1 protein-coding gene is annotated in these 25,902 nt (G+C 53.7%); it reads left to right on the forward strand.

Annotation, left to right across the window (positions count from 1 at the left end; all coding sequences use genetic code 11):
* A complete protein-coding gene (locus CKX93_RS00010; RefSeq protein WP_076754154.1) occupies positions 1-25,890 on the forward strand; it encodes a VCBS domain-containing protein in 25,890 nt (8,629 codons plus the stop codon).
* The last annotated feature ends 12 nt before the right edge of the window (positions 25,891-25,902 follow it).

Below are 25,902 nucleotides of genomic sequence, written 5' to 3' on the forward strand. Positions count from 1 at the left end.
ATGAGCGCTGCGCCTGATGATCCCCGACTGACCCGAGCCCGGCTAACCCGACAAGGCGGTAGCTCACGCTGGCGTGCGTGGATTAACCGCTCCATCGATCGGCGCCGCGTCATTACCGAACGTCAACCGACCACCGTGGTTGAGCTGCTCGAGCCGCGCTATCTGCTCTCGGCCGATGCACTAGTGGTGCCACCACATCATGATGAGCATGAGCTCAGTATCAATCTCAAAACCGAGGCGGAAAAAGAGCTGGGCAACACCGCGCCCGAAACACAGGATGCTCAGGCGCAAGTCAACGAGGTGATCTTCATCGACACCAGCGTCGATGATTACCAAACCTTGGTGCTGCAAGCGCTCAGTGATCGCACTGACGGCGACGGCAACCTTGCACCCACGCAAGCGGAGTTGGTCTATCTGGACCAACACAGCGATGGCATTGAACAAATCAGCGATTGGCTCACTCAACACCAAGATCTGCAGGCCATCCACATCGTCACCCATGGCGGTCCCGGCAGTATTACCCTTGGCACCACCACGCTAAACAGCAGCAATCTCAGTCAGTATGCAGAGCTGATCAGCGCCTGGACCGAAGCCCTAGCCGATGGCGCCGATATCCTGTTCTATGGCTGCGAAGTCGCCTCGGGAGAGCAGGGCAAGGCATTCGTCGATGAACTGGCCAACCTCACTGGCGCCGACATCGCCGCCTCGAAAACCAACATCGGCAACGAACTCCTCGGCGGCAACTGGGACCTCGAATACCAAACTGGCCCCATCGAAGCTGCATTCCTCTTCTCCGCTGACCTTGATTACGGCTCTCTTTTAAGTTCATCTAGTGTTGATGCAAATAATTGGGAACTAACCGATACAGATCTAAATAATTTCCTGGAGGCGATGCGCCGTCTAGACTTAGTTGGGAATGCAGCCATTGGCCAAGATTTGTTTGCCGCAGCGATCGAAGGGTTGAGCTTAGCGGGCGAAGACGACCTCAGCCTCAATGACCTACTGGGTATCACAGATGCCACCACCGCCTTCGATCTCGAGAAGACCGTCAAGTTTTACCTCCAGCTCGAACGCCTAGCGCATCTCCTTAACAGTCAAACGGGCATTTCGGCTGAACGAGATGGGGTTGCTGTGAAGATCACCGGCGTTAACGCTTCTGAGCTCGGCGCATACAACCTACTGGATGAGAGTGATCATGAGATCGCTGATGTATCGCGCTCAGGAACCAGCATAACGTTCTCATTTGACACCGAAGAACATCGCGACGGACTTGTCGATTTATCCTCATTTAAGTTTATTACTCCCGACTTTAAAGATGTAACGGCCTCCGTAAGACCATTAACGAATACCAAAGTATCAGACGGTTCAGAGCCCTCTGAAGATGGGGTTGGCGTGTTCAATGTGTCTGACTACGCGACGGGTGAAGGGACAGGAGGGCATTTTTATCGTGGGTATGCATTTACCCTTTCACAGAGCACAAAAATAAGCGCGCTTACCGGTGGTGCCACCACTGATTCGAGCGGCAAATTCACTATAGTAATCTATACCGCGCAGAGTGCCTCCAACGGTGTGGAGCCTTTAGATCAGATAGTCGCAATTGATTACACTCCAGATGGAACAATAAAAACGCTAGATATTACTGAAGTCGAATTGGATGCTAATCAGCTTTACATTATCGCTCAAGGAAGAACTTCAGGTTCCGGCCAGCATTTAACAGCAACTGGTTTAGATCCTAACCAAATAGTTTCCTCATCGCTTTTTACCCAATGGGGTCCCAGCTCTGATGAGTTCAGCTCAGGCGCAAATGCAGGTGTTTATCGCTGGGGAGAGGGTATCTCCTCTTTTTCGGGTCAAAACGGCGACATTGATCCTTTCGCACCAGCTCTTGGATTTAGGGTTGCCACCGTAAATGGTTCAGCACTCACTCCAGCCTCTTTACCTACAACGCTCGAGCCCATGTTAGATGGCGAAGTCTTGACTTTGACAGCACAGTTAGGTAGCTCGGGTTCAAGCTCGGCGGGTGTGTTTTTCGAGTACGGCTCTGAGTCTAACACCTCGGTAACAGGGACTCTCAAGCCGGCAACCCTAAATACAGAAACCAACGAATTTACCCTAGACGTAACTGATTTTTCGCCCGGAGACACTCTTTATTACAGAGCTGTTGTGATTAATGACGCGGGTCGTACGAACGGGGACCTATTTAAGGTTGAGGGGAGCGCTGGCGCTGCAGAGATTGCTCAGGTACTCAACGATGAGAGTTCGCGTGGGATATTCACCGCCTCCGACAGTAAGATAAGTCTTGCATATGCAGGAGATGAGCCATTGGGTGCTGATCTCTCTGCGGTAAAGGCGCGAATGGTTGTGAAAGATGGTGCTACACAACTTGCTGACCTACAGGTGGGTGGCAGTGAAAGCGTTTTCACCTTCACCCTCGGTGGAGATCTAAGCTCTGCTGATGAAGTTACGGTAACCATCCCGGATACGCAATTCGCTACCCTAACGTTACCTGCAGGTAGCAACAGTTTGGATGAATTATCTACAAATGTACTTAGGCTCTCAGCGATTGCTGACTTTGTGAGAGAACACAGCGGTTTATTCGACATAAGTGGCTGGAACGTAGGGGGCGGATTGAATCTGGTACCCGTTAAACAGAGTGTAGATCAATTCGGCTTCCGTCTTTTCCATAGCGCCGATGACCAAGAGGTGAGCGGGAATCATCAGTTCACTCTAAATCCTGGCGACGGAGGATGGACACTTGAGACGCTGAATATCAACGTCAAATACTCGCTGAATTATGAGCTCGAGGCACTGATTACTGAAGATGCAGAGAGCTCTGACCAGAAATCTGTCATTCTCAAGTCGGATGGTTTTACGTTGTTAGTCGATATAAAAGACGACGACACCAACGGTGATTTCAATCTTCAGAGCGGTCTCGCTCTCACGCTGTACGACCGCGATAATCTCGATGCGCTAAACCTAATCTTTAGGAATGAACTGGTCGAAGATAGGCCGTGGGATCGGGTAGTCACCGCTACCATCAACGGTTCGCTCACTCAGACAGTCGACAGTGAACAGAGAACCTATCTTATTGTTGGGGAACTCGATGATTGGGTCTTGAGGCCTTCGTTTTACGAGGATTTCGAAATCCAGGCTAGCGATTTCGATGCGTGGCGGGAATATTTTGCTGAGCTCTCCGCCGTTGGCGCACAACTGGATCGTGACCCTGCCTTAGGTGTAGAGCTCCCGCTCATCGGGACCCCGCTTTATGATCTGTTGTTGCCCAATGATGGGCGTTCTCTGGGCGATATATTCTCTTTCTCTTACTACCGGGATGGCTTGGAGCGCACCAACGTCTTAGAAGATGTCCTCGCCGACGGTCCGACCTATGCCAAGTTGATGGCCAAGATCGGAGAATACCTTCGAGGTGAGGGCATATACGCATCACTTGAATCGTTAATTCCTGTTGATTTCAGTGACACGCCATTTTTAATCGAAGGCGGCAGGTCGCAAACCAACCGAGATGAGCTTGATTTTGGTGTATCGCTGAATCTTGGTCGCGTATTTAATGAGCCAGTCACCTTCAATGATATGCTTCAGTCTGTGGGTCTGGGTTGGGCGGAAGGCATGGGGCTTCCTCTGGTCTCGAATATGACGGCGCGGATTGACCACAGGAACATCACTAAAGACCCGAATGGACTCCTCGAGCGCATGGCGGGCGTGGGTGTTGTAGTCGGTTACGAGGGATTCAAGTTCAGCACGACTGCCCCCCGGGCGAATTTTGATGCTCAAGGTTTGCTCGGTGCTGTGCCCGTTTTATTGCAAGGAACGCTCGATTTCGATAGTGGCGAAGTCACCGCGGCGGTCAATCTCTCCGGTAACGACCGACTGGTGCTCACGGCAGATAATAGCTCAGCAGCCGTTAAGGCTTCGATTGATTTTGATATCGGTGGTGAGCTGTTTGGTACGTCGCTTGCTGATATTGCAGGGAATACTCCCAACATACAATTGAACTGGGGCGGGGGTACAGCCACTGCATGGTCTAACCTGCATTCACTCACACTGGCTAAAACATTTTCGAATCTCGAGCCGTTGAGTGCGCTTTCCAGCCTGCGAGCGCAAGACATCCTTCTTATGTTGGATGACGTCGGCTTCTATCTGGAGGGGCTGCGTGATTCTGCGGAGTTCGACGGGCTGCTGCCGTTTACTGACCTGCGTGTCGGGGACACTCTGGACTTCAGCGCGGCGTTCTATGACCTGTTCGCAGACCAACTGCTTCGTGTTGAGCAATCGGTGTTTGGTAGCGGGATCATCTCTCCGGTCCTAAGCAGGGATGTCTCGTTCGACATTCACTTCCAGCGGCCGGGGGATCCACGCGAGCAGGTGCTGACGGTAACGGTCGACGCCAGTGCCACGCGCGAGTTCACGCACATCAATCAGCTGGCAGAACTGATTGATAAAACCATTGCGGAGGCATCAAATGCAGTCTTGGGATATCAGCAGTTTGATATCGCAACAAAGACATGGATAGATGTTGCTGCTCCTGCAGCGAATGCACCGATCCCACTCCTAGTACTGGTTGAGGGCGACTCTGGGAACAACGCAGAGTTTCTGCTGAGGACGATTGCCAGTAGCGGTAAATTTAAGCTGACTTATGCTGGTGAGCAGACAGAAGCCCTGTCTCTGTACACCGATGCTCAGCGACTGCAAAACATACTTGAAGCTTTGCCTGGCATCGGCAAAGGCAACGTTCAGGTTACAGGTCAGGCAAAAGACTGGACCATTCGCTTTGTCGGTGATCTTGCTGATCAGAACATCACGGGCCTGACTGCGGCATTTGTGGGAACTCCTACGCGCGCTGGTCTTGTCGAGGTGCGGGCGCAGAATTTTGATCGCGTGGATCAGGGCCCCGATATCGGCAACATCAATGGCTCTCTGGTCTTTTCGCAGACCGATCCCATGACATTCGAGCAGCTTCGTATCGCACCATCCGCTGGAGTGTCCTTTACACAGGTGCAAGCGGGGACAGGAGCAGGCACCGCTAACCCACAGGCCGCCATTCAGCGCATTCAGCTTGTGCATGTCGCTGGTGGCAGCTTCAAAATTGCCTTCCAACTAGGTAACGATCGCTATGTTACTGACAGCATTGATCTCGAACTGAGTAACGGCAATGGGGCAACATACAGCAGTCGTATTGCTAATGCGTTGAATGCGGCAATTGCTGACTCCGATCCCTTTGAGGCAGCAGTGACTGACCCCAATAACGGTGGGCCAATTACCAATCAGGGTGTCCAGAGTTTCGACATTTCGGTTACCGGCGAAGCTGTGGGGCTGCGCTTTGCGAATCTAGAAGCGGATGTTGAGCAAGTGTTGTCAAAGCCTGGCGCTTTGACATTTGTTACGACTCTGCGTAATGGAGCGCCTGCGGTCGGCCCCGAGGCGGCCCGTAGCGAACTTCAGCGCCTTACATTTGACAATATCAGTGGCGGGTCATACGTACTCGCATTGAATGTGGGTGGGACGAATTTCTTCACACCGCGCATCCATTGGACCAGCAACGACGCGGCAAGCATTCAAGGCGGATTGGTTGCTCTCCTGCAGGAGGCACTTGGTGCTTCCAATGTCTCTTCCTCGGATATCGAGGTCACCGAAAAAACGGGACTTGGATCAGAAACAGGACATACGTTCGATGTTGAGTTTAAAGGAAATCTTGCTGGCATCAACTTTAATCGACTTAATATCAACGCCGCGCAACTGCTGCCAAGTGAGCGGTTGCCTGAACTTGAATCTGGCGTAACCACAGCAGATGTTGGTACTGGCTTCACTAACCTGACTAATCTCGGTCTGCCATTGGCCTCGGCTAACCAGCAGATCTTTGCCGAGCCTAACTTCGAGACCTGGCAGGATTTGGCCAATCGGTTTGTTGCGGGTATGCCCCATGACTTTTCGGTTAATCCGCGTTTTGATCCTGCTACTCAGCAAATAGCGTTCGATCTGGTTGTTGGTCGGAGCGAACAATGGGTTGCTGCAGATATTGCGCTGGATGGCTCGGTGGGTGTCTTGGGCGGATTCGAGAGTGACGCGCGCCTCGATATAAAGCACGACACCCAAGTACTCGGAACCATCATCTTTGATCTTTCTAGTGTGGCACCTCCATCAGTAGAAGGAGGGGGGTTTACCTTTTCCGAGCTAGTAGGAAGGCAGACTAGCGGCTTAGCGATAGGATCAAATATTGGATTTTCTCTACAAGTGGATGGAAAGACATATGACGCTGTGTATATCGAGACAAGATCTATAGATGGCGTCGCTGAATTAGTGAACGGCGGTGAAGATGACGGGAAAATTCTTCTTTCCGATCCAGCGCCTCCTGCGGATGGTGGGTCGATCGAGTTTAGGCTGTTTCGTGATGTTGGTAAAGATAGAGCCGTAATTTATACGAAAATTGCTTCTGGAACGTCGGACAATGACGGAACAAGTTATGAACTTTTGCTGGATGGCGGTTCTGGAGGTACTAGTTCCCTCCTAGGCAGCTCATTGCCTAATCCATTTAGCGCAATGGTTAACAGCCGTGCAAACGCGACTTTAGTTGACGCGATCAACGCCAACAATGTTTTCTGGCTCGACCCCAAGAATTTTTGGAAGACCGAGTATTACAAGCCTTCGTCCGGCAGTGGGTCTTTTAACCTTATTGATCTTATTCTACTGAATTCGCTTCAGCCCAATGCTGACAAACTCATTTTAGAATATGAAGTAACGATCGATCAAGCGGAGCCAGTGAGCAACGTGCTGGGTTTTAATGACTCCGGGCGGGTTACTTCAGGCTCGTTGATCGATGCCATCAATTCCGTTTATGCAGTCGCGCGGGAAGGGGAATTATTACTTTCAGATGTGCTGCTTGCCTTGAATCAAGGTGACAAGCCCACCGTTTCTGCTGAAAAGTACAGTAATAACCAGCCTATCGTAGAGGTTGTCGGTTTGTCTCAAATTACGACAGACCCTGGAGACCCATTACATCAACGTGGCTTTCAAAACCTTGGGCAAGCCTTTGAGTTTGCCGTAAACGATGACAATGAAGTCGTTTTCCGTGTTAATGCCAGTGTCGGAGAGGTTCGCTTCATCAATCCTGTTGGTTTTAGTGAGGCTCAATCTTTCTCAGTCAATTCAGTACTGGGCCTAACCCTAGTGCCAATGTTTCCGACGCCCGATCCGGATGCGTTCTTGCCATCCGATGGTGTGCTTGACAGTGATGCAACGCTTGAGTTTGTACTGAACAACGGCGAATCAGTTGCGGTGACGATTGCGCGCGATACCAATAATGACTCTGTTGCAGATTTGATTGCTGATATCAATGCCGCCCTTGACAATTTAGTTTTTGGTTCAAGCCCAGGGCAATTTGAAAATTCATATTTGCAGGCTCTTGATTTTTCCAACCTTGGTGAGATCCTGCAAGCACGTTTCGTATCTACCGAAGTCAATTCCGTCACGAACCGTGGATCTACCACCTCTGAAAACGGCTACCTAGCCTTCGATATCATCACGCCTCTGATCTCCCGTCTGCGTATAGACATTCCTGACGAAAGCCAGCCCGGCGTGCGTCAATTAACGATTGCACCGGGAGTGGAAGTTCGCTCCACCGCATCGCGCATGCTCGTCGAGGATCTGGAGATTACCGGATCCTTTACTGGGGAGGTGCATGGGCAGCCTGGATCTGCCTCGGCTAACGTTAACGTGGATAGAACCGCCAATGCTGTGCTGGGGCTGGTGAATATTAGTATGCAATCCTTTGAGGTTGAGGGTAACAATTATAAGGGGGAATTTTCTTACAAGATCGATGGGGCTGTTACCCAAGAAGTCTCCGGCGATTATTTGGCAGATATAGAGGATTTGATTGCTTCTTTGAGTGGGCAGGGCGCGCAAATTGGACTGCCGTCTTTTAGCTCGTTCCGAAGTGCCGGCACTCCATTTTCAGGTGAGGCGCTTAATAGTGACGGCCGTCTCGAGCGAGATCTGGGTTTAACTGTGACATTCACCTCCGGGTTTGGGGGAGATGGGCGCAGTTCTCTTGATCTCGACATATTTTTGGCCGCTTCTGACACGGCAAATTTCACGGTTTTATCGGATTTGGCAGGCGCTCTGAACGATCAGTTGACGCATGCTCTGAAGGCTTGGGCTAATGGGAATGGTTCGATCCCTGCAGCTCTGACGCAATTTGAAGTCTTCTCCGCAAACAGCACGCGGCTTATATTCACTCCGCCCGTGATTAATGGCTCCGCCATCCGCACCGAAGTGGCCGATCGTCCGCTGTTGGACAGAGTGTCACAAGAACGTTTGGAATGGACTAATGCCAAGGCCGCTCTAAATTTGAAGGGCATTGAGGTAGAGCTCCTCCCAGAAATGACATCAGCGGGTAGCACGATTGCTGACCTCGTGATGAGATTATCCGGACATAACGCTGAAAGTGATGCGGACAACAATCTGATCCAGTCTCTTCTGGGTCGGGAGGCGCCCCTGCCTGATGTGGAATTGCCAAACTTTGGTGCCTATCAGGGTTTGGTGGATAAAAGCTGGTCAGATCTCACAAATGAACTCAGTTATCTCCCGCAGCTGCTTGGCAATCTCGCCAATATGGGCGAGTTCAACTTGTTCGACCAATCAGTTCCGATTCTTGATCAGACAGTCAATGAGTTCTTTGAACTGTCTAGTGTTTTTCGGGATATCTCAAGGGATCTGAGTGCGTTTTCTGATCTAGGATTACTGGATTTTCGTACTGCCTTTGCAGAGGCATTCGGTGTTGCACAAGAGGCCATAGACATCGAGCTCGACACTGCAGGGAGTGAGGCGCTGCTCATTTCGCTGCCACTGGAAATCGAGATTCAGAGGTTGGCACGTTTCGACCTGCTGTTAACAGACCCCACACTACTGGCCCTCTTGCGGCCTGCCGATCGCGATCGTTTGCAGGCACTTTTGGGCAATACGGAGAGCCTTGCGGACCTGGAAGGTCTCTCACCACTGCCGATCAATGCATCGTTTAAGTACAACCTAGTTTTCGGAATCGACCTTACAACCGATGATGCTAAGGCGGCTGATGTTGGGAAAATGTTTTTATTGAATGGCAGTCGTGACAGCAACAATGAAGGCACTGCTGGGACATTTGCTGATTTTGAGCTCTCGCTTGATATGCCCGGGGTTTTGTTCACTGAAGTGTCCAACCCAGCAGAGTCGGATGCAGCAGATCGCACCATCCGTCTTGATCAGCGTGACTTTACAGAAGGTGACCTGGTGTTTGTGCAGGTTGACGGCATCACGAGGGCGCAATTGCAGGTTTCTTCAGGTCAGACAATCAGTTCTATTGCTGATGCTCTGAAGACCGATCTTGATTCTGCTGGAACCTCTGGGCACGTCACTGCTTCTTCCGGAAACATCAGCTTTGCGAGCGCTCGTGAGTGGGGTCAGGCGAATATCGAGCTGATTGTTTTCAGAGCCATTGACTCGATCAGCTCTCAGGTCGACGGCCCAGTTATAACGATCACGGCGGAGGATGTAGTTCCGGGTCGCGTGTTCGAGGTACAGGTTGGCGGTGATTCGAGCAAGACTGCTCGCGTTGGTGTGGTAGGCGGCGATAGCGCTGCGTCGGTAGCAAAGCGCTTGCAGGAGGCGGTAACGGCGCTGTCGGGGGTAACTGCAACGCATTCATCTGGAGCGACCACGCTTGAAGTGACTGCAGGCGGAACGCCCACTCTGACCATCTACGATGTCCGCGGTATTGCGCCCTTGCCCGAAGGGGCTGGGATTAACATCAGTTCGCAGACAGGCATTATTACTTTGGAAGGCAAAGGGGGAATTGCCGATCTCGAGTTGTCTGGTGGCTTGACGCTGAACGCCAGCGGTGGTCGGTTGTATTTCGATACGTTCATTGATGCCTTGACCGGCGCGGGATCGCGCGATACCCGTCCTGATGTACTGGCCGGATCCATTCTGATCCCGGACGTGGATTTGGCTGATGTGGCGCTCAATTTCTTCCGCCCGGTTGACTACGACCTGCAGTCACAGGTGAGCGCCCGCGCATCGGCTGCCAACAATGCGCGCATCATCACGATTGATCCTTTGGATGTTGTTGAGGGTAGGCTCTTCGAAGTTCGCGTCAACGGCAATGTGCGGCTTTATCATGAAGTGTCTTCCAGCGAAGACGCTGCAGCGGTTGCAACCGCGCTTGCATCGCAGCGGGATGGTTTGAGCAGCGACAATAGCGTCATGACCGCCGGCGCCGATCTCCGCTGGGGGGCAGCTGATATCGAGGTGCGGGTTTTTGACAAGGGCGAAGCTGCAGATAGCAAGACGTTTGATGACTCTCTGAGGATCGATATCGCGGATCTTCAGGAGAACGGCAGTCTCGCCGTTGGGCGTGTGCTTGAGTTCGATATTGCGGGGCAGACCTACTACGAGACAGTGCAACGCAATGACACTGAGACGCGTGTCGCTGCTCGTCTGGCTGCGCAACTGGAAGCGACCATCGGCGCCGAGCTGGTTATTAATGGCACCGACAACCTAGGCGACAAAGCTATCACCCTGGAGTTCTTCGATCGAATCGTTCAGAGCGATGTCGCTTCGTTTGTTTCTGGACGTGGTTCGTCTGCTGATATCCAGCGCGTGCTAGCTCTGTCACCTGACGATATTACAGAAGGCCGCGTTATTCAGATCAATGATGGTCTGGGTCGCCTGGTTGAGCACGTTATTGGTCGCGGTGAGGATGCTGATGCCGTGATTGCCGCGCTGGTGGCAGCGTTTGCGGACGGTGACGTTACTGCGGGAGGTGATATTCGCGCCGAGCGAATCATCAAGCTAGACGAATCAGCACTTGCTGGGCTTTCAGTCGGAGTTGAAATCCAGATTCTGGTGGTGGAGGGTGCGACAGGAGGCGGTCAAGTTGCCGATGTGCGCTACGTCGTTACCGATATCGATACGCCGGAAACCATTGCCGATGCTTTGGCGGCTCGCCTTGGCATTAGTTCAATGCCCGAGATCGTTCGTGAAGATCCTCAAGACAATACATCGCCCATCGACAGATTCGAGCTTATTGTCGACGCTGATCGTCTGTGGGGTGGTAACACCATTACCGTCAACTCCAGATCAAGTGGCGATACATTCGCGGCACTGGCCGATTCCCAGGCTGATTCACGTTTTTCAGCGCTGACGTTTGATGCTGACTACGGTGCTGGAAACGCATTTCTCGAGGTGCGTGTCTTCGCGCCTGTGACTGGTACCCCTGATTCAAGTGTCAGCACAGCAGGTTCGCAAGGTGATCCGCGCAGCATCACACTCGCTGAGTCCGATATTCAGGACAACCGCCTGATCCGACTGTCGATCAATGGTGGCACACTCACTCAGATCTACCAGAATATCGGCATCGGTGGGACGCTTGGTACGGCAATCACCGGGCTCCAGGAGCAACTGCTGGCCAGTTCACCGATTAACACCGAGCCGGCGATCGTCAACGGACTGGTGTTCGATGATCGTATTGCTGATAGCGACACGATCACGCTGTTTGACCGATCGTCAGATCCACTTAAATCAACTGTGGGTGATGTTGCGCAGTCGCCCGGCGCCAGTTTCGTCCGAACCATTACCTTTGACGCGCTGGACTGGCAGGAAGGTGATGTTGTCGAGATCCGTTCCAACGGCAGTGAATTCCGTTACCAGATTCAATCGAATGACGATGACAGTAGCGTGGCCAGTGCCCTCAAAGCCCTTATTGTCGACAAATTCGACAATTTGTCGGCGCACATCTCTGAGAGCAGTGGTGTATTGACCTTCGCCGAAGGGGCGCTCTGGGGCAGTCGCAACATTGTGCTGACGGTATATGCGCCCGACAACTCATCGCTTGATGCGACCAACAATGTTCTTAGGCTCGCTCCTGGCGATATCGTCGCAGGTCGGACCATCGAGCTCACCATCGTTAACGAAACGGTCAGTTACACCATTCAGGGTACGGATACTGTTGCAACTGTTCTCTCCGAGCTGAGTCAGTTGATTGACGCGAGCAACAGGGCATCAACTGACTACTTTGTCAGCGAAGTCAAACTGCAGGCAGGTCTTGGTATTAATGGACACAAGATCGAGGTTGCGAGTGATGGCGAGGCTGATGGCTCGAGTAGCGATTCTAAAGAGCTGACTAATGATTCCGGCGACATCGAAACACTTGTCGTCAAATCTAATAGCGCTCCGGATCAAGACCCAGTCATCACCATCGGGTTTGCTAGCGGCGACACCATCCAACTGAGAGCGTCGGACACGTTGACGTTGACGATCGGTATCGGTGACTCGGAGAGAACGTTCGAGTACACGTTGCCCGAGAACCCCAGCGCTGCGCTGGTCGCTGAGTCACTTGCCGCCATTATCGGTAACAATGCCTCGGTCACGCATCAGTTAAACCTGGTCGGTATCGGGTCTAATGACTCTCTAGAATTCAAACGCCAGGGTGCATTGCAACAGTCACAGGTCGTCGAGGACGGTTCTGATGTCCGAGTGAATCTGCACCGTGCCGACCTGCAGACCAACCGCTTAGTGCAGTTGGCGGTAACAGACACGAATACAAATACAGATTTCGCCTGGCGCAGGGTCGGGACGAATCCCACGACCGAGAGTGTCGCCGCAGCGCTGGTGAACGAATTGCCATCAACCGTTAAAGCGCGCGCTGATGCCGTGATGCGCATCGGCGCGAGCGTGCAGGCGATTGATGGTGTGGTTATCTTTGAGGCGATTGATCGAGAAACTCTCGACTCGGCAGTTAGTGACAGGTCGATCAGTAGCAGTGCCACCCTGCGCACCATTGGTCTCACTGCGGCTGATGTGGCCGTGGGCAACGTCATAGAGATCCGTGCCAACGGCGAAACGGTCAGCATCACGGTTCAGGAAGGAAATACCCTTGACGACGTTGCGGATGCGTTGCGCGATGCAATCGATGCATCCAGCGCCGCTGCTGTCACCAGCAATACTTTGACCATCACCGCCGCTGCTGTTGGTGAGTCGGTCAGCGTCTGGGCGGGTGGCCGCAGCTTCAGTTACACCGTTCGCGACGGGGATACCGATGCTACCGTTGCGAGTGCGCTGGCAGCGAGTATCAATGGCGCAAATGTCGGTGTGACGGCAACTGCTGATAACGAGACTCTCACCCTTCCCGGACATGTTTTCGTGAGTGAAGGCTGGGGTACCAAGCCACTGTCGATTCGCGTCTATAGCGACAAGGAAGACACTGCGTCTGATCCTGCAAGTGAAAATGGTGACAAGCTCGACTTTACCCTGAGCACAGAGGATGTCGACGTTGATCGTGTCCTGCAGATCCGGCTGGGTGACGTAATTCGCGCCGAGTATCGGGTGCGAGCTGGCGACACCGTAAATGACGTTGTCGCTAGATTTACGGCGCTGCTGAACGCGCAGCTTGAAAGCGGCCAGGTGGAGGCCACTGGCGCGACGATGACTGTCGACAAGACGTTGACGCTTAAGGGTGAGACTACTGCCAAAGCTCCGTTGAATGCCGATGACATCAAGCTAGATGTCTTCACCAGTCGACTGGCGCAGACCAGTCAGATCGAGGGACCAGATCGCGGTGAGCGCGACTTTGAGCGCACCATTACCATCAATGCGGCAGACATTACACCCCAACGAATCCAAGCGGATGACATTGTTCAGGTGCGCGTTGAGGGCGTTGGTGTTGCCCGCTATCAGGTCAACAGCGTCGACATTGCTGACGCTAACACCGAAAACGTCATCGCCGAAAAACTCGCTAAAGAGCTCAATGTTTTAGCGCGCGGGCAGAACAGCGTGGATCGTGTTACCGCTGTCGATGGTGATAATCCGACCAACGTCATCACCATCGCGGCCGATGCTGGCTGGGGGCGTCTGGCGATCACGCTGGACGTGTTCAAGCCGGAAAGTGGCATAGGCAGTGGTCTTGATGGTAGCGGAACGACTGGATCTGTCCGCGACATTGGCTTCATTGCCAGTGAGTTGACAGAGGGCAAACTGGTACAGATCAATATGCCCGGCGCCGAGAGCGAATCGCCGATTGTGCAGGTGCGCGAGGGTGAGTCCGCCGCCGAGGCGGCGCGGCGTCTGGCCGATCAGATTGCAGTGCTCGAGCGCGCCGGCCCAACTAGCATCAAGAACGACAGTTTTGAAGTATTCGTCAACGCAGACAGCCGTGCAGAAGTCATCCTGCCGCTGTCACTCTCGGTATCAGACCAAGTTGGTGATTTGCTGGCAGAATCGGTTCCCGGTTTCCGTAATCCGCTGGAGCTAGGTACGCTCGAGTTTGTCTATACCGATCTCGGTGCGTTGCTCGCAGCACGCGCCGGGGACCCGGGTACAACGCTCGTGTTCAGCGTGCAGGAAGCTGCACGCCCGAATGCCGGCTCGGCGTTCGGTTTGGCCGATAGTACCGCAGCCGGTGCACCAATCGACACGGCGGATGAATCAGGCTTGCCGCTGTTTGATCCAGCTATTTTCAACGATTCAGTCGGTGGGGAGGGTCAAACTACGACGCCCACAGCCGGCACGGCAGGTCTGTTCAATCCTGGCGCAACAGCGCCATCGATCCAACCAGGGCGTTCGGGCGATATTTCGCTGATCCTTCCGAATATCGGCGACTGGCAGGTCGCGTTGTCTGAGGTGATCCGAGACAGCGTGGGTCCCGTGGATCAGAACCGTCCGACCAATGGGCCTCTTTTGTTCCTGTTGAGCGATCCCAGTTCTGTGGTGAACCCCATCAATGATGTATTAAAAGGCATTGAAACGGGTTTGAAATTCGTCACAGACGGTATTGGTGGCCCGATTATCGGTGATGGCTTGGGCGGTATTACGGATTTCTTTGGCGGCTTGCGCGAGAGCTTCTTCGACGCATTGCTAGACACGATCGAGTCGGCGGAATTCAAGTTTGGTGCTATCGATAATGCCTTGCGTATGGCGCTGTTTAGCGTCCTGCACAACCCTGATAATGCTTGGCTCAATTTTCTGCGTGATTACAACGGCGACGGCGAGATCACGCCAGACGATATTGTGGTCGAATATCTGTCACGTGACCTTGATGATCAACAGCTGCGGCTTGATCCGGAACTGACCCGACTGCTTGAGCCCGAACACATCGAGGCCATTTTTAGCCTCATGGACGGCGGTCAGCGAACCGCCTGGGTGGCGTCGGGTGAACGCGAGCAGATCCGTGTCACCGTGGGTATCGAGAACGATGGAGACTTTACCGCAGACGACAGCGGGCCACACCTATTGTTCCAAGATAATGACCGTGTCTATGTCAAGATTGACTCAGATTTCTTTGTTCTGCGTGAACCCACAGAAGACAGTGTAATCAAGTCTCCCTTTGCTACTTTTGATGACTTCCGCCTTGGTATCGATAGCCCCAACGGACTGGAATTTACCCGTGATACCCAGAAGGCCGATCTCACTAACGATGCCATCGACGATCTGATTCCGGTGTTCCAGGGCATTGCTGGCGCGGTGAATGTCGATCTCACGTTCCGTGAATTGTTCGATAACGGCATCCCCATGGTCGCCAACGCGTTTGGAGAGGTGGGAATTGATCTCGATGCTGATGAGAGTGACATTCTTTACACCATCAAATTCACCGAAGAGCAGAGAAGGGCGGCACTGGGGCTAATTCTAGGCGAGAGTTCAGCCGTGCAGTTCCGCATGAACCTCGGCCAAACGATCGCGCTTCCCACACTGGCTGCTGAGTTCGATATCGGTGTGCCTGGCTTTAATCTGCAAATGGATGGCGGCCTTGGCGTAACACTTGATTGGGACATTAACCTTGGCTTTGGTTTGGATTTATTCCAAGGCTTCTATCTCGTTACCAATATGCCCAGCTATGCGGGTATTGGGCAGGTAACCATCCTTGATGATAATGGGATTGCAATCGGTATTGCCGATGCCGATTTGGAGCGCACTCCTGATGGTGAGCCGGAACTGGATGATGACGGTGACGAGATTTCGCTCGATCCGCACATCGACAATCTCTGGGATGTCGACCCAGATGATGAGGATATTGGTGCGCCATTAGCCGAGTTCCAAATCCACGTTTATTTGGAAGGCTCGGGAACCGAGTTCCACCGGGTGCCCGTGATCAATGATCAGGGCGAACTGGTTCTTAACAACGGACGGCCGGTTACCGAGATTGCCTATTCCGACGAGTTGTTTGTGACCGATGACGAAGGTAACTACATTCGCGATTCGCGCGGTGAGTTGCAGCCTTTGCCGATTCAGGCACCCGCACGTTTGAGCGCTGAGCTGCTGTTTTTGCGCGGCTCGGTTGTGGACAACTTCGATGGCTGGATTAAAGACAATGTCGGGCGCATCTGGGGGGATCGAGATGCCTGGCAGCGCGATACCACAGGGACTGCATGGGAGGCTGACTACAGCCGTTTCCGCGCCTTCGGTACCGAAGAAATGTTCGACGGTAAGACGGGCTTTGAGGGCTCGCGCACTCAGTTCTTGGCCAACTTCAGTATCTCACTGACCGACAATGCCGATGATGTTGAATTCGAGAGCCTATTGGGTATCGACGCCGGCGGCGCGCTTGATGCACTCGCGGATGACCTAGTCGGTGGTTCTGATGGGCGCTTGACACTCGCTGTGCTGCGATCGAATGACCTCAGCGATTTGTGGGACTACGACTGGGAGGCCTTTGCCCAGATCAATCTGCGCACCCGCTTGGGTGTGGATCTGGCCGGTGGAGGTGTTTTGCCAGCGATTGAGGGTGACTTCCACCTGACATGGAGCGCAGCCAAGGAGGACGACGACGAGCAGAGCGAGTGGGAGCAGTGGCTCGAGCGTTTCGAAGACGTCACCGAGCTGGACTATGAATCGCTGTTCGCTGAGACCAGCGTATGGATGACGGATGTCCAGTTGGATATGGGGACCTTCTTTTCAAACTTCCTGCGTCCGGTACTGGATGTGGTGCAGACGGTCACCGAGCCATTCCAACCCATTATTGATCTGATCACCACGCCGATTCCAGGCATCTCTGATGTGATGCGGCGCAATTATTCATTGGTCAGCATGGCTGAGGATTTCCAACGCATCAGCGGTGGCAGTGCCAAGGTGGCATTCATTCTGCAAATGATCGATTTGGTAGACACCATCAACAGCATCTCACGGATGAATTCCAGTCTGCAGATCCCGGTCTACGAGGTGTTGTCCTTCGTGGGCGAGGATCATGACCTATTCGATCTTTCCGATGCGGTCAAATATGCCTCCAGTGTGGTGAATGTGGCTATGGATGCCGTGAACGCATTGCCCGGGGAGACCACGATTAGTCTCGAGGATGGCCTTGGTGATTTCTTAGCCGAGTTCGAAGGGCCTCAGAGCGCGTTGGCGTTCCCCATCATTGAAGATCCATTTGACAGCGTTTTGCGGCTTTTGATGGGTGAACCTGCGGATCTCATGACATTCACGCCACAAAATCTCGAAATTGACGTGCGTTTCCGCAAGAGCTTCCCGGTATTCGGCCCCTTATTCGTAGGGTTTGAGGCGCGCCTTAAGGCTGAAGCCCGCTTAACCTTAGGTTTCGACACCTACGGGGTGATGAAAGCCTTTGAAACCGGGAATCCGCTGGATGCCTTCGATGGCTTTTACATCAGCGACAATATCGTCAACGGCGTTGATCTCCCCGAGTTCGAACTGCGCACCGAGTTGAATGTCTTCGCTGAATTAAATGCGGGTATCGCGCGCGGCGGTGTGGAGGGCGGTATCGGCTTTACCGGGACGGCGGATTTGTGTGATCCCGATGGAGACGGCCGCGTGCGGGCCTCTGAGATCGCCAGCATCGTCTCGCGCGACCCATTGGGTCTGGTGACCATCGGTATGTCGGCTGATGCCTACGTTCGAGCCTATGTTGAGATCCTAGCGTTAATCAAGTATGTCCGTGTGTTTGAGAAAACCTTTGTTCGCGTCGAACTGTTCAGTGTCAACATCGGCAGTTGCGATCAAGACCCGATATTGGCTTCCATGGATGGCAATGTCTTAGTGCTGCATGCCGGCTCCGGCACGGGCGCCATTGACGGCAATCCCGCGATCACCAAGACCGCCGCCGATCGGGAGCGCCGCAGCACCGACGATGGGAACGAGCAGTTCGTTCTAACTGGTAGCAGCGGCAGTATTACTGTTGAGGCAACGCTGCCAAACGGCCAGACCTACGAGCAGAGCTTTGGCGGCTCTCGCGTGCATGGCTTCACCGGAGCTGGTAACGACACCTTTGATGCCTCAAATCTAATTAATGTTCCTGTTTACTTCGTTGCCGGTACCGGCACCAATACGCTGATTGCTGGCAATGCCGCCGGCAATATCCTGATCGGCGGTACAGCCGGCACCACGACGCTAATGGGTGGCACAGGCGATGATTTGCTGATCGCCCGCGGTGGCACGACCATCATGCAAGGCGACGGTGGTGACGACACCTACCGCTTCCTGCCGGGTTGGGGCGTCGCGACAGTCAACGACAATGCCGGTAAGAATATCGTTGATTTCAGCGCCCAAACCGGTGGCGTGATCGTCAATGATGCCGGACGTCTGGCGACGCAGGGCGTTAACCGGGTCAACTGGAATGCCAGCACCGTCGATCTCATTCAGGGCGGGCAAGGCGATGACCTGCTTGATTTCTCGGGGAACAACCAGAACCTGACGGTTACCCTAACCGGTACCGACGCAGGCTGGGTGACCAACAGCCGCAGCGGCATGGCTCAGTCGGGACTGCCAACTGGACCCGGCAGTGGCCAGAGCAATTCCGGGCAAGGCTTCAGTTTTGTCGACTTCGAAAACATTCAAGGCGGCCGCGGTAGCGATGTGGTGCGGGTACAGAATGGCGCCTCGATCAGCAATAGCCTGCGCATGACCACCGGCACCGACCTGCCGAATGCGCGCAACACCCTAGATTTTTCTGAGTTCACGACCAGCGTAACGGCCGATCTTTTGGGGCTTAGCCGTTTTGGTGCAAGCGACAACATCATCGTTCGCGGCTTCCACAACGTGTTTGGTGGAGCCGGTAACGACACGCTAATCGGCAATGGGTTTAACAACCTGTTGGTCGGCAATGCTGGCAACGATCGCCTGTTTGGTGTGGGCGGCCACAACCTTTTGGTCGCAGATAATTTCCACGTCTACAGCAACAGCACCATCAACACTGTTGGAACAGCATCGGGTGCTGGAACACTTGTCTCTGACTACGTATCGCTTCAAACAGGTGGAGTGGAATTAAACCATGGCGGCGATGGCCGAACCTTCCTGTGGAAGGGCAAGACCATTGAGAATCGCAGTGCTGGTGGTGATCGTCAGGTGCTCCGCGGTGGTGATGGCAATGACATCCTGCTTGGCGGCACCGGTAACGATCGCATTACTTCAGGTAACGGTAATAACACCATACTCGGTGATCTGGGCCGGGTGGTGATGGACTTTAACTTCAATGTGCCGTTGCGCGTTGAAAGCTTTGGTGGCTCGGGTGGCAGTGATGTCATTGAACTGGGCCGCGGCAACAACATCGTTCTCGGCGGTGATGGCAATGACCAAATCACTGCTCGCGATATTCCCGACAGCTGGAACATCATTCTCGGCAATAACGGCGAAGTGGCATTCAAACAGGCCAGTGGCACATTTGTTCTCAATCCGCTGAGTCAACGCATGCTGGATTATGTGATCGCCCCGACCAATGAGCATGGTGGTGCTGGCGGTAACAATGCCATCACCATCGACAGTGGCTCGGCGATTATTATGGGTGGGCGTGGCAACCATGTGATTAACGCCGCTGCCCTGTCATCCACCGCGCAGAATACGCGTTACATCGCCGGCGATAACGCTTGGCTACGCTCCGATGCATTGGGCGGCATCAATTTCTTCAGCACCCTAAGCTCCACGCAAACTGGGACTGTTGATGGTCAGTTGGCGGGCAGCGATGTCATCATCATTGGCGATGCCAATGACAGTAATGCTCGCCATCTCGGCACCAACTACATCCTCGGTAGCATTGGTAACGACACGATCATCACCTCGGGCAGCATTCTCGAAAACGACAGCGGTCTGTTCCTCCGGCGCGGGCAGGCTGTCAGCACCGATGTCATTCTCGGCGATCAGGGCTACATTCGTTGGTATGATGCATCCACCAGTTCGGGTGGAACTCCTAACCGCTTGCAGGTAATGGAGAGCGGTCGCCACTTCGACACACCAAATAATAGTGTCGATGATACCGATGTGCGTAACATCGGCGGAGCCAACACGATCCACATTGGCGATGGCGACAAGGTCATCTTCGGTGGCTTTGGGGGTACGACCCTAGCTGACAATGATCGGCGGCTAGCCGCCGCTTATGGAGATGTGGCTAATGTCATTACTGCCGCAACATTCATCAATACTGACTCCGGAAACTTTGTCAGGCTGATTTCTGGCGATAATGCCCGCGCTGATTTTGATGGCTTCGGCAATATGGTCGAATTCCGCAGCACGGATGCGGCCAACGCTACTGGCGGTGACAGTTACATCCAAATCGGTAGTGGTGCAGACGCTTCGGCTCGCAACTTGGGCACCAACTTCATCCTCGGCGGAATGGGCGATAACACCATCCTGGTCTCCGCCAGTTTCAATGTCGCGGGCAACCTCATCCAAGGTCGCGCCAGCAGCGAAGATCTGATTTTTGCCAACAATGGGCGCATTTTGCGGACATCCTCGGATGGCACGATCACGCAACAGCGTGACAATGGTGACCTTCGTCCCAACCGCATGCTTCGCGCTGAGAGCATTTTCACCGACCTCGGTGGTGATGGTGTTGTGCATGTCGGTGATGGCGGCAAGGTCATTATTGGTGGCACGGGTAGCGATGTCATCACGGCGATGGATGGTATCCACATCGTCTTCGGTGACAACGCCCAGCTCTTGTATGACAGCATTGCCCGCAATGGCATTTTGCGCACGGCGCAAAGCATTGATTTGGTGTTTGGTAGCAGCGATCACATCACTCTGGGTGAAGGCTATGCACTGGTTAGTGGTGGTCGCGCTGGGGATACCATCGACATTCGAGCCACGGGAACCCCAGAGGCAGATGGGGTGGGTTGGAATGATGTCGGTGGGTTCCTAGCGGGTGTCACCGGGATTGCTTCGGCGGGAATTGCCGTTAATCCGAGTAATGGGAATGGAGCTTCAGCTTCGGCCACGGAAAAACGCGGCCGTACCGGTCGGTTTGTTGCCGGCGATAACGTGCGCTTCACCTTTGATAGTCGTGGTGGCCTTACCAATATGGTCACGTTGGACCAGATCAGCGCCACCGGCGGTGCGGACCGCATCACCCTGGGTGCTCGCAATACAACCAATGACCTTGGCTATCAGGTGGTGTTCGGAGGTATGGGCTCCGACCGCATCACCGTGCAGCCCGGCTCATACAGTGAGACTGTTATTTTCGGTGATAACGGGCAATACAACCGGGCTTCAAGCACTTATTTGATGCAATCGCTGAGCAGCACGCAGTTCAACTCAGGTGGTGATAATCAGATTGTCACGGGCTCGGGCGATCAGATTGTGATCGGCGGCTTTGGCAGTGATGTGATTGAGGTTAACTCCTCGGCGGCGCGAGCGACCAGCACCACCTTTGGATTCGAGGATGATGGTAGCGGCTTTGCTGAAGAAGTTGATCGGTACAACCGTGCCATTGTTTTGGGGGATTCCGGCACCATTCAATTCTCTGGGGGGCAACTCAGTCGCATCGAGAGCCTAGGTTTCAATAGCGGTGGCAATGACCGCATCACGATTGGTGATGGGGATGTCATCTTTGTTGGGGGCTTTGGTAGCGATCGACTGGATGTGAACTCAAATGAAACTGCCTTCCGCATTGCTGCTGGTGATAACGCGCGTTTGCGCTTTGCACCACAGAGCACGGGTGTGGATCCGCGTCGCGAGGCTGAACAATTGATCGAGCTGCAATCGCTGGATCAGGCTGCCTCATCGGGCGGTAACGACACGATCAATATGGGCCAAAGTGGTGTGGCCAGTGGCGATATGGGTGAGGTCGTGGCGATCGGCGGTGTGGGTTCGGACATCATCCGCATCACTGGCGGCATTGCGCGCACGACAATGATCGGCGACAACGGCCAGATCCGCCGCGTGGCAGGTGTTTTCAATCCGAGCGATCTGAATAACACTTCAGGCCATCGTGTCTCTGTGACTAGCTTGAACACTGAACTCGGGGGGTCCAACAACCTGCGCACGCCCTCAGGCGACTATGTCCTGATGGGGGGTCGCGGCGGCGACATGCTCTCTGCCGGTCGAGGCTTTGGCGTGGTGCTGGGCGATAATGGTCGCATCAATTTTGAGAGCAATGCTGATCACGGCAATGTCCTGAGTGCAATCACCAGCCTAGACCTGTCATCGGGCGGCTCTGACACCATCATTTTGGGGTCAGGCGGGGATACGACGATCACTGATACCCATCGCTATGTGATTGGTGGTGGCGGCAGCGATACCATCAACATTAACTCGGCGAGTGGGACTTCAGATAACGTTATTGAACGCGCTATTGCTGGCGATAACGCGCGGATGGTCTTTGATGAACAAGGCCGTCTTACCAACTTCACGACGCTGGACAGTGGGCCATCCACGGGCGGCAATGACCGCATCACATTGAATCTCTCCGGTTCTCGTATTGCAGGCACCATCTATGACTTCAATGTCATTGCCGGCGGGGTAGGCAATGACTTGATCAATATCACCGGCTCCGCACGCACCATTGACGTCGTCTCCGGAGATGGCCTGAGCTACGCACGGGGATTCGATGAGAATGATCATCGCCAGCACTTGTTTGCGGGTGTGCTCAATCCGCAAGTTGGGGGCAACAATGAGATCACTGTTGGTAATGGCGAGAACATCCTCTTCGGTGGCACCGGTGACTCCATAGTCCGTGCCAGTACCGTCGCCGGCGATCGCAGTATCATTTTTGGCGATGCGGGCAATGCGGTATTTGATAGCAATGCCAGCGGTCAGTTGGTGCAATTAATCAGCACCGCCACCAACTTGGGTGGTGATAACCGCCTGCGCACAGTAGACGGTGACGTGTTTATGATCGGCGGCACGGGTGCCGATGAATTGGTAGTGACCGGCTCAGATGCAGACGCCACGCGCCTTATCGCCGGTGATAATGCCCAAGTCAGTTTCGATACCGGCGCGCCCATTTTCTTCCAGTCGATTGGACCGCAAACGGCTGTTGGTGATACCGCCAATGACCAAATCTTCTTGCCGAGCAGTGGCACCAATCTTGTGATCGGTGGGCCGGGTAAGGACGAGCTTTTCGGTCTTGATTTGCTAGCGGAGGGCAATCCTCATCGCATTTTGCCAGGCGCGGGTTCCATAAATCTTCTCACCAAAGTGGTCAGCGTTGTTGCCCTGGGTGAAGACGGTGATTTGGGTATGTTCTTTGGAGATGGTTACCTCGATGGTGTAGGCGAAAGTCTCAGGACGCGACCCGGCAGTGATTATGTACTGGCACCAGTTGTGGATGGCCAGCCGGTTCCTGAGCAAGACTTGCGATCTGTCAGCTCAGGAATGGCTCAAGCCAATAGTGGAGCAACAACCGAGGTCACCGGTCGGATCGCCTATCCTGCGCTGACGGGCGGTTTAGCGACATTCGATACCGTACGTAACAGCCAGGAAGGCACCTATGGGTATTTACACATGGGTGAAGACGGCTCTTGGGTTTATCGTTTGGGTAATGGCGCCAGTGGTTTAGACGAAGCCGTTAATGATCGAGTGCAAAAGCTTAAGGATGGCGAACAACGCACCGAGGTGTTCCGGGTCACGACCAGTGATGGCAGTGTCACGTCTATAACAATCACTATTCAAGGTCGGACCACATCACCTGAGGTTTCCCAAGGGTTCATTACCGAGGGCGATGACACTGTCATTCATGGTGTCATTACCGATCTTGAAACGCCTCGTTTACGTCTCGGCCTTGATGATGAACCAACCACTCTAACGGGTGTTTTCGGCAGCTTGATCATCAACCAGAAGGGTGAATGGAGCTACACCCTAAATAACGAATCTTTGGCCGTCATGGCATTACCTGCAGATGAAATTGATGAAGATACTTTTGTCGTCAATACGCTGGATGGAGCTCAAGCAAAAGTCACCATCACCATCACTGGAATCAACAACCCAGCGGAAATCACTGGCAACAAAACCGGTAGCGTGACGGGTGTCCTTGATCTCGAGGCCGATCTAGAAACGGAAGGTAGCTTAACTGTCGAGGACATTGATGACGGAGAAGATATTTTCCGTTCGGAGTCGGAGGCCGTGATTGCCGATGAAGGAAACCTGGGTGGGAGCTTGGAAATCACCGATGACGGAGATTGGACTTTCACGATCGACAACCACTTGGTTAAGTCGTTGGCTGAGGGTGAGACTCATGAAGAGAAATTCACTGTTACCTCTTTGGATGGGACTGCGAACGAAGTCATTACCATCGCCTTGAATGGGATTAACTTTGCCCCAGAGATCGCGACCGCTCCGGGCAGTACCGCCACAGCAGAACTCATTGAGGGCCAAAACCTTGAAGCCAGCGGAACCCTGGTAGTCAAGGATGTTGATCTGAGCAATACCGTGACACTGGCTGTGGCACTTGAGCGCAGCGGGGATCTGGCAGGAATTGATTTACCGGTCAGTGACGCTGATCTGGCGGGGATGTTGTCCATCCCCAGTGGACCGCTGCTAGGCGATAAGGCTGAAAGTGCAAATGTTACTTGGAACTTCAATGCCAATGATGAGGATTTTAGTTTTATCCCTGAGGGTCAAACCTTAGTCCTCAACTACATAATCACAGCAACCGACGATAGTGGTAGTGAGAACGACAGCAGTCAGGAAAAAACCATCATCGTCACCATTGAAGGCGTGCGAAATGCACCTGTCATCGGCGGCGTGTTCAGCGCTGAAGTGGTTGAAATCACCGCTCCCGTTACCACCCAGCAACTCACCATTGATACCCCTGATTTGAGCATGAATGCCTTCCGAGCTGGCAACTTTGATGGGACTTATGGGGTATTAAACATCACGGCGGAGGGGCAGTGGACCTACACCTTGGATGGTAGTAATTCGATGGTGCGTTCATTAAATCGCGATGCCTTGCTGCAAGATCGGTTGATCGTTGAAACCGCGGATGGAACCTCGGTTGAAATAAACGTCACCGTGCGCGGAACTGTTGGCGATCGCGACCGCACCCAACAAAACGACATAGATCAAGAGCTCTCGGGACAAAGCGATACCGACCGGTCCGACGGCGCGTCTGCTCAAGATCGTTTAACGGGTGAAGCGCGGCGCAGCGGAGAAGCTCAGAGGTCTCTGGGTGGCGATGCAGCCATTGACAGCGGCGCTGTGATTAATGCCGTAACCGATGGAGATTTATTGTTTGAGCCAGTGGATGTCACTTTTGGCCGAGCTGACGTGGATTTGGAGGTCAACGTCCCCGATGTGAATCAAACACCAGCGCCACCTGTGCCGAGCGCGCCTGAGTTTGGTAGCACGTTCCAAACCGAATCCGATGCAGTGGCGCCAGCTACCGAGCTTGCCCCAGCCTTGGAGAGCGATGCGGAAACTGAGGGAGATGATGTGCCCCTGCCCACTGTTCCAGAAGTCGCGCCCGAAGAAGTCGACGAACCTACCTCAGGCGAATTGGAGGCTGCTGATCCACTGGCCTTGGAGGCGCCCATAGAAAGGGGCGATGTCCAAACAGCCGATTCCGCTGAGGAGCCAGCGCTGAGCGTAGCCGATGAATTGCTCTTGGGCGGTGTGCTTAGTGCACAGCTGGGTGCGGCACATTTGCATGGCAAGAAAACCCGTAATCGCATCAACTGGAATTGGAGTCGCTAAGGCTATGTGCCG

Origin of the sequence: Ectothiorhodosinus mongolicus (assembly GCF_022406875.1) — a bacterium.
GTDB lineage: Bacteria > Pseudomonadota > Gammaproteobacteria > Ectothiorhodospirales > Ectothiorhodospiraceae > Ectothiorhodospira > Ectothiorhodospira mongolica.